The organism is Hyphomonas jannaschiana VP2 (assembly GCF_000685215.1).
GTDB lineage: Bacteria > Pseudomonadota > Alphaproteobacteria > Caulobacterales > Hyphomonadaceae > Hyphomonas > Hyphomonas jannaschiana.
This window is the reverse complement of record NZ_ARYJ01000006.1, coordinates 231,948-237,976: the sequence shown is the minus strand read 5'-3', so window position 1 is coordinate 237,976 and position 6,029 is coordinate 231,948. Positions and strand designations below refer to the sequence as shown.

The 6,029-nt window shown below is 61.2% G+C and carries 9 protein-coding genes; 8 read left to right on the top strand and 1 reads right to left on the bottom strand.

Annotated features, from left to right (window positions below; genetic code table 11):
* Positions 1–39 precede the first annotated feature (39 nt).
* Complete coding sequence (locus HJA_RS11550) at positions 40–1,314, bottom strand: glycosyltransferase family 2 protein (RefSeq protein WP_155839941.1); 1,275 nt, start codon at positions 1,312–1,314, stop codon at positions 40–42.
* A gap of 416 nt (positions 1,315–1,730) precedes the next feature.
* On the opposite strand from HJA_RS11550, the gene rpsJ reads away from it, so the two are divergent.
* From rpsJ to rpsC, 8 genes are read left to right on the top strand one after another with little or no spacing between them, the layout of a single operon-like run.
* Complete coding sequence (rpsJ, locus tag HJA_RS11545; protein WP_034765807.1) at positions 1,731–2,051, top strand: 30S ribosomal protein S10; 321 nt, start codon at positions 1,731–1,733, stop codon at positions 2,049–2,051.
* Positions 2,051–2,812: a 50S ribosomal protein L3 gene (rplC, locus tag HJA_RS11540; protein ID WP_035582282.1), complete on the top strand. Its 762-nt coding sequence runs from the start codon at positions 2,051–2,053 to the stop codon at positions 2,810–2,812. The genes rpsJ and rplC overlap by 1 nt, the downstream gene beginning before the upstream one ends.
* Positions 2,812–3,450 (top strand): 50S ribosomal protein L4, encoded by a 639-nt coding sequence (gene rplD, locus HJA_RS11535; RefSeq protein WP_034765809.1) that lies wholly within the window; start codon positions 2,812–2,814, stop codon positions 3,448–3,450. Before rplC ends, rplD begins: the two co-directional genes overlap by 1 nt.
* A 5-nt stretch (positions 3,451–3,455) precedes the next feature.
* The gene (locus HJA_RS11530) at positions 3,456–3,755 is read left to right on the top strand and encodes a 50S ribosomal protein L23 (RefSeq protein WP_034765810.1); all 300 of its coding nucleotides are present in this window, start codon (positions 3,456–3,458) and stop codon (positions 3,753–3,755) included.
* Positions 3,756–3,773: 18 nt separating this feature from the next.
* The gene (gene rplB, locus HJA_RS11525) at positions 3,774–4,604 is read left to right on the top strand and encodes a 50S ribosomal protein L2 (RefSeq protein WP_035582279.1); all 831 of its coding nucleotides are present in this window, start codon (positions 3,774–3,776) and stop codon (positions 4,602–4,604) included.
* Positions 4,605–4,619: 15 nt separating this feature from the next.
* On the top strand, positions 4,620–4,898 hold the full coding sequence (rpsS, locus tag HJA_RS11520) for a 30S ribosomal protein S19 (protein WP_034765812.1): 279 nt from the start codon (positions 4,620–4,622) through the stop codon (positions 4,896–4,898).
* Between the two features lie 3 nt (positions 4,899–4,901).
* On the top strand, positions 4,902–5,291 hold the full coding sequence (rplV, locus tag HJA_RS11515; protein ID WP_035573586.1) for a 50S ribosomal protein L22: 390 nt from the start codon (positions 4,902–4,904) through the stop codon (positions 5,289–5,291).
* A complete protein-coding gene (gene rpsC / locus HJA_RS11510) occupies positions 5,291–6,028 on the top strand; it encodes a 30S ribosomal protein S3 (RefSeq protein WP_035582277.1) in 738 nt (245 codons plus the stop codon). The genes rplV and rpsC overlap by 1 nt, the downstream gene beginning before the upstream one ends.
* Position 6,029 lies beyond the last annotated feature (1 nt).

Below are 6,029 nucleotides of genomic sequence, written 5' to 3'. Positions count from 1 at the left end.
CGGCCTTTTTGCTTGTTGGGGAGAGATTGTTCGGGGGCGTTACTTGCCCGGTTGAGGCAGCCGAATAAACGACGCCAGGAAGGCGGCCGCTGCGAGCTGGACGCTGATCGCGACAGAGGTCAGCGACAGGGAGAACCAGCGAAGGGTCGAATTGCCAACAATGTCGCCAAAGCCCGAAGAGGCCCAGCCCGAGAACGCCGCGCCAGCTCCGGCGAGGCCTGCGACGCAAAGGACTGCCGCCAGCTGAAGCTGCCGTTCCAGCGTGAGGAAGGGGAGGATCCGGTCGAGGTGTTTCGATTTCGGCAGGACGCCGAACTCACCGGCATAAACCCGTGTCAGCAGAGAGAAGGTGAGCAGCTGCACGCCGAGAATCACGGAGAAGCAGGACGCCACAAGCGTCAGCAGATCGAGCCGGATGCCAGCGATCTCCAGCGGTCCGCCAATCAGGGCGGCGATGCCGACGAGGCCGGCGCCGAGCAGAGTGGAGCCAGGTACGCCGAACAACCATTTCGGGCTGTGCAAAAGCAGGAAACGCAGGTGGCGCCAGCCATCGCGCCAGGTCCGCAGGTGAGGGGCGCGCGACCGGCCGTCCGGAGACAGGGTCGTCGGCACTTCGCGGATGTCGAGTTCGTTAAGGGAGGCTTTCACCACCATTTCGCTGGCGAACTCCATGCCCGGGCTGGAGAGTTTCAGGTCGCGAATGGCGTCTCGGTTGAAGCCGCGCAGGCCGCAATGGAAGTCGCCGACCGGGATCTTGAAGAACAGACGGCCGATGAAGGAGAGGACCGGATTGCCAAGCATCCGGTGGAGGAAAGGCATGGCTCCGGGCGCGATGCCGCCTTGAAAGCGATTCCCCATGACGAGCTGGGCGCCTTCGCGCAGCTCCCAGACGAAGGCATCGAGGCTGGAGAAGTCATAGGAATCGTCGGCGTCGCCCATGATCACATATTTACCGCGGGCTGCGCGAATGCCGCCGATCAGCGCGGCGCCATAGCCGCGCGCGGAAACAGGCTGAACCCGGGCGCCTTCTTCCTTGGCGATCTGCTGTGAGCCATCGGTGCTGCCATTGTCGGCGATCAGGACTTCACCCTTGATTCCCGCGCGATCCAGATAATCGCGTGCCTTGCGAATGCAGGTCGCAAGAGTTTCGGCCTCGTTCAGGCATGGCATCAGGATGGTCAGCTCAAGCTCGCTGGCCGCCTGGCCTTCGAATTCGGAACGCAGATGCTTGAGGAGTTCGAAGGCGCCGACGCCTTCTTCCGGCTTTTCAACGTGATCCGGCCAGTTCGGTTCGACTTTTCTGACTGTATTCATAATCTACCCTGCCATCTTGTTTGACTGGACCCTCTCAGTAATCCGGAAAATTTCGGTGAAGATTGCTGGGATCTCCCCACGATTTCCCTTGAATCTTTGCAGATTCCGGTGCGGTTCTGTTAACCGCGCTCCGGCGTGGATTTACTCCCGGCGATGCTGACCCCGATTTATGGGCGGGGGAGGCGGTGCCGGAAACCGCGCAAACCGCCCGCCGCCACTGCAGATCAACAGCAAAAATCCCACAGGCAGGAGTTGACGGCGCGGTGACTATCCCATAGACCGCCCACTTCGCCGGGATGGCAGCGCTTTTTATTCAGCGAACGCTCCCTCGAAACAGACAATTCAATCCCACGGACGCCCGGGCGCATGCTGATTTGCCCACGGGCGGAAGTGTTTTGTGCGGACGGACCGAGACGATGGAACGACAAAATATCCGGATCAGGCTGAAAGCCTTCGATCACCGCGCCCTCGACATGTCGGCGAAAGAGATCGTGAACACGGCAAAGCGCACGGGCGCTGAAGTCAAAGGCCCGATCCCGCTGCCGACACGTATTGAGCGCTTCACCGTGAACCGCTCCCCCCATATCGACAAAAAATCCCGCGAACAGTTCGAGATCCGCACGCACAAGCGCATTCTCGACATCGTGGACCCGACCCCGCAGACCGTCGACGCACTGATGAAGCTCGACCTGTCCTCCGGCGTCGGCATCGAAATCAAGCTTGAGGGAGGCCGTTAATGGCTCTGCCAGCAGCCCGTACCGGCGTGCTTGCCCGCAAAGTGGGTATGACGCGCGTATTCGATGAGGCCGGCCGTCACGTTCCGGTCACCGTCCTGTCTCTTGACGGCTGTCAGGTCGTCGGCGTGCGCACGGAAGACGAGCGCACCGTCACCACCAAGAAGGGTGGGGAAGTGACCCGTACCGATGGCTACAAAGCCGTCATCATGGGCGTCGGCGAGAAGAAGGCAAAGCGCACCACGAAAGCGCTGCGCGGTCAGTTCGCGAAAGCCGGCGTTGCGCCGAAGCGCAAGCTGAAAGAATTCCGCGTCTCCGGCGACCTGCCGGAAGTTGGCGCAGTCGTCCTGGCTGACCATTTCGCTGTCGGCCAGAAAGTGGACGTTGCCGCTCTGACGATCGGTAAAGGTTTCTCCGGTGCCATGAAGCGCTGGAACTTCGGCGGTCTTCGCGCTTCCCACGGTGTTTCGATCTCTCACCGTTCGCACGGTTCGACCGGTGCGAACCAGGATCCGGGCCGTGTCTGGAAAGGCAAGAAGATGGCCGGTCACTACGGCGTTGAGCGCGTGACGACCCAGAACATCGAAGTTGTCCGCACGGACGTTGATCGCGGTCTGATCCTCGTGAAGGGCGCTGTTCCGGGGCACGATGGTGCCTTCGTGGAGCTCCGCGACGCTGTGAAGAAAGCACCGCACGCCGACACGCCGGCTGCTGGCTCGTTCAAGGCCCCTGAGGGCTCCACCAACCAAGAGAGCGCCGAATAATGGAACTCGCTGTCAAAACCCTGGCCGGCAAAGCAGCTGGCAATATCACGGTCGACGATGCGATTTTCGGCATCGACGAAATCCGCGATGACATCCTGCAGCGCACTGTGCGCTGGCAGCTCGCGCGCCGTCAGGCCGGTACGCACAAGACCAAGTCGCGCGGTGAAGTAAACCGTACGACCAAGAAGTACATCCGCCAGAAAGGTTCCGGCGGTGCACGTCACGGTTCGCGTAACGCGCCGATCTTCGTCGGTGGCGGCATCGCCCATGGCCCGCGCGTTCGCAGCCACGCTCACGACCTGCCGAAGAAAATCCGCAAGATGGCTCTGGCCCATGCGCTTTCCTCGAAAGTCAAAGGCGAGGCGATCCTCGTTCTGGACGAAGCTGTGCTGACCTCTGCCAAGACCAAGGAGCTGGCAGGCCAGTTCGCGGGTCTCGGCATCGAGAACGCCCTGATCATCTCGGGTTCTGCTGTTGACGAAAACTTCGCCAAAGCCGCTCGCAACATCCCGAACATCGACGTGCTGCCGGTCGCCGGTCTGAACGTTTACGACATTCTGCGCCGCAAGACGCTGGTCATCACCAAGGAAGCTGCCGAGGGTATCCAGGCACGCTTCGACGGATCGAAGGAGGCCTGATCGTCATGGCTGACGTGCAACCCCACCACTATGACGTCCTGCGCCGTCCTCTCATCACCGAGAAGTCGACGCTGGTCGCTGAGCACAACAAGATCGTGTTCGAAGTCGCCATCGATGCCGACAAGAAGCAGATCAAGGACGCTGTTGAGGCCCTGTTCAAGGTCGACGTGACCAAGGTCAACACGATCCTCCAGAAGGGCAAGACCAAGCGCTTCCGTGGCTATGCTGGTCGTCGCAACGACATCAAGAAAGCCATTGTGACGCTTGCTGAAGGCCAGTCTGTCGACATCACGACGGGCCTGTAAGCGGGAAGGACGAATATTATGGCACTGAAGACATTCAATCCGACTTCGCCCGGCCGCCGCCAGCTCGTTCTGGTCGACCGTACAGGTCTCCACAAAGGCAAGCCGGTCAAGGCACTCACCGAGGGCCTGACCAAGAAGGGCGGACGCAACAACAAAGGCCGTATCACGGCTCGCCGTATCGGCGGTGGTGCGAAGAAGCTGTACCGTAAGGTCGACTTCAAGCGGAACCGTTGGGACGTTCCGGCGACTGTCGAACGCCTGGAATACGATCCGAACCGCACGGCTTTCATCGCGCTGATCAAGTATGAAGACGGCCAGCTGTCCTACATCGTCGCGCCGCAGCGCCTCGAAGTTGGCGACACCGTGATCACTTCGGCAACGGCTGACATCAAGCCGGGCAACACGCTGCCGCTGAAGAACATCCCGGTCGGTACGATCATCCACAACATCGAGCTGAAGCCGCAGAAGGGCGCCCAGATGGTCCGCTCCGCCGGCACCTATGCTCAGCTGGTTGGCCGCGATGGTGGTTACGCGCAGATCAAACTCGCTTCCGGTGAACTCCGCATGGTGATGGATACCTGCCTGGCCACGGTCGGCGCAGTGTCCAACCCGGACAACATGAACCAGGTTCTCTCCAAGGCTGGCCGTAAGCGTCACCTCGGCAAGCGTCCGTCGGTTCGTGGTGTTGTGATGAACCCGGTCGACCACCCGCACGGTGGTGGTGAGGGCAAATCCTCCGGTGGCCGTCACCCGGTGACGCCATGGGGTAAGAAGACCCGCGGTCCGAAGACCCGCAAGAACAAGGCTACGGATCGTCTGATCATCCGTCGCCGTAACGCGAAACGCTAACAGGAGCCACGAGACATGCCCCGTTCTGTCTGGAAAGGCCCGTTCGTCGACGGCTACCTGCTGAAGAAGGCAGAGGAAGCCCGTTCCTCTGAGAAGCGCACCGTGATCAAGACCTGGTCGCGCCGCTCGACGATCATGCCGCAATTCGTTGGCCTGAACTTCCAGGTCCACAATGGCAACAAGTTCATCCCCGTCACCGTCTCGGAAGAGATGGTCGGTCACAAGTTCGGCGAATTCGCTCCGACCCGTACCTATTACGGCCACGGCGCGGACAAGAAAGCGAAGAGGAAGTAAGCCATGGGTAAGGCCAAGAATCCTCCGAAGCAGGCATCGAACGAGTCGCGCGCTGTTCTGCGCATGTACCGTTCCAGCCCGCAGAAGCTGAACCTGCTGGCACAGCAGATCCGCGGCCTTCCGGTCGAGCGGGCTCTGGCTGAGCTGCAGTTCTCGCCGAAGCGTCCGGCCAAGGACGTTCGCAAGCTCCTGCAGAGCGCCATCGCGAACGCTGAGAACAACCACAACCTCGACATCGACAGCCTGGTCGTCGCCGAGGCCCACGTTGGCAAGAACCTGGTGATGAAGCGTATCCGGGCCCGCGCCCGCGGCCGCGCTGCACCGATCCAGAAACCCTTCGCGCAGCTCACCATTGTGCTGCGTGACACGAGCATGGAAGCGGAGGCTGCCTGATGGGTCAGAAAGTTAATCCGATCGGCCTGCGTCTCGGCATCAACCGGACGTCTGACAGCCGCTGGTACGCAGACACCGCCGACTATGGCCGTCTGCTGCACGAGGACATTGCGATCCGTAAGGAAATCCGCAAGCGCCTCAAGCAAGCCGGCATTTCGAAGATCATCATCGAGCGCCCGCACAAGAAGTGCCTCATCACGATCCACACGGCTCGCCCGGGTCTCGTGATCGGCAAGAAGGGGGGGGACATCGAGACGCTCCGCAAGGACCTGTCGAAGATGACCGACGATGAAGTCCGCGTGAACCTTGTCGAAATCCGCAAGCCGGAAATCGACGCCACGCTGATCGCCGACGACATTGCACGCCAGCTCGAGCGCCGGGCTTCGTTCCGCCGCACGATGAAGCGCGCCATCCAGTCCGCAATGCGTCTGGGTGCTGAAGGTGTGAAGATCATGGTCTCCGGCCGTCTTGGCGGTGCAGAGATCGCTCGTACCGAGAAGTATGCTGAAGGTTCCGTGCCGCTGCACACGCTGCGCGCCGACATCGACTACGGCACTGCCGAAGCCGAAACCACCTACGGCATCATCGGGATCAAGGTCTGGGTCTATAAAGGCGAGATCCTTGAGCACGACCCGATGGCACAGGACAAGCGCCTGGAGTCCTCCGGCCAGTCCCGTGCACGTGCAAATGCTAACCAGCGCGGCCCGGCAACGGGCGCACAGACCGCCGGAGCATAAG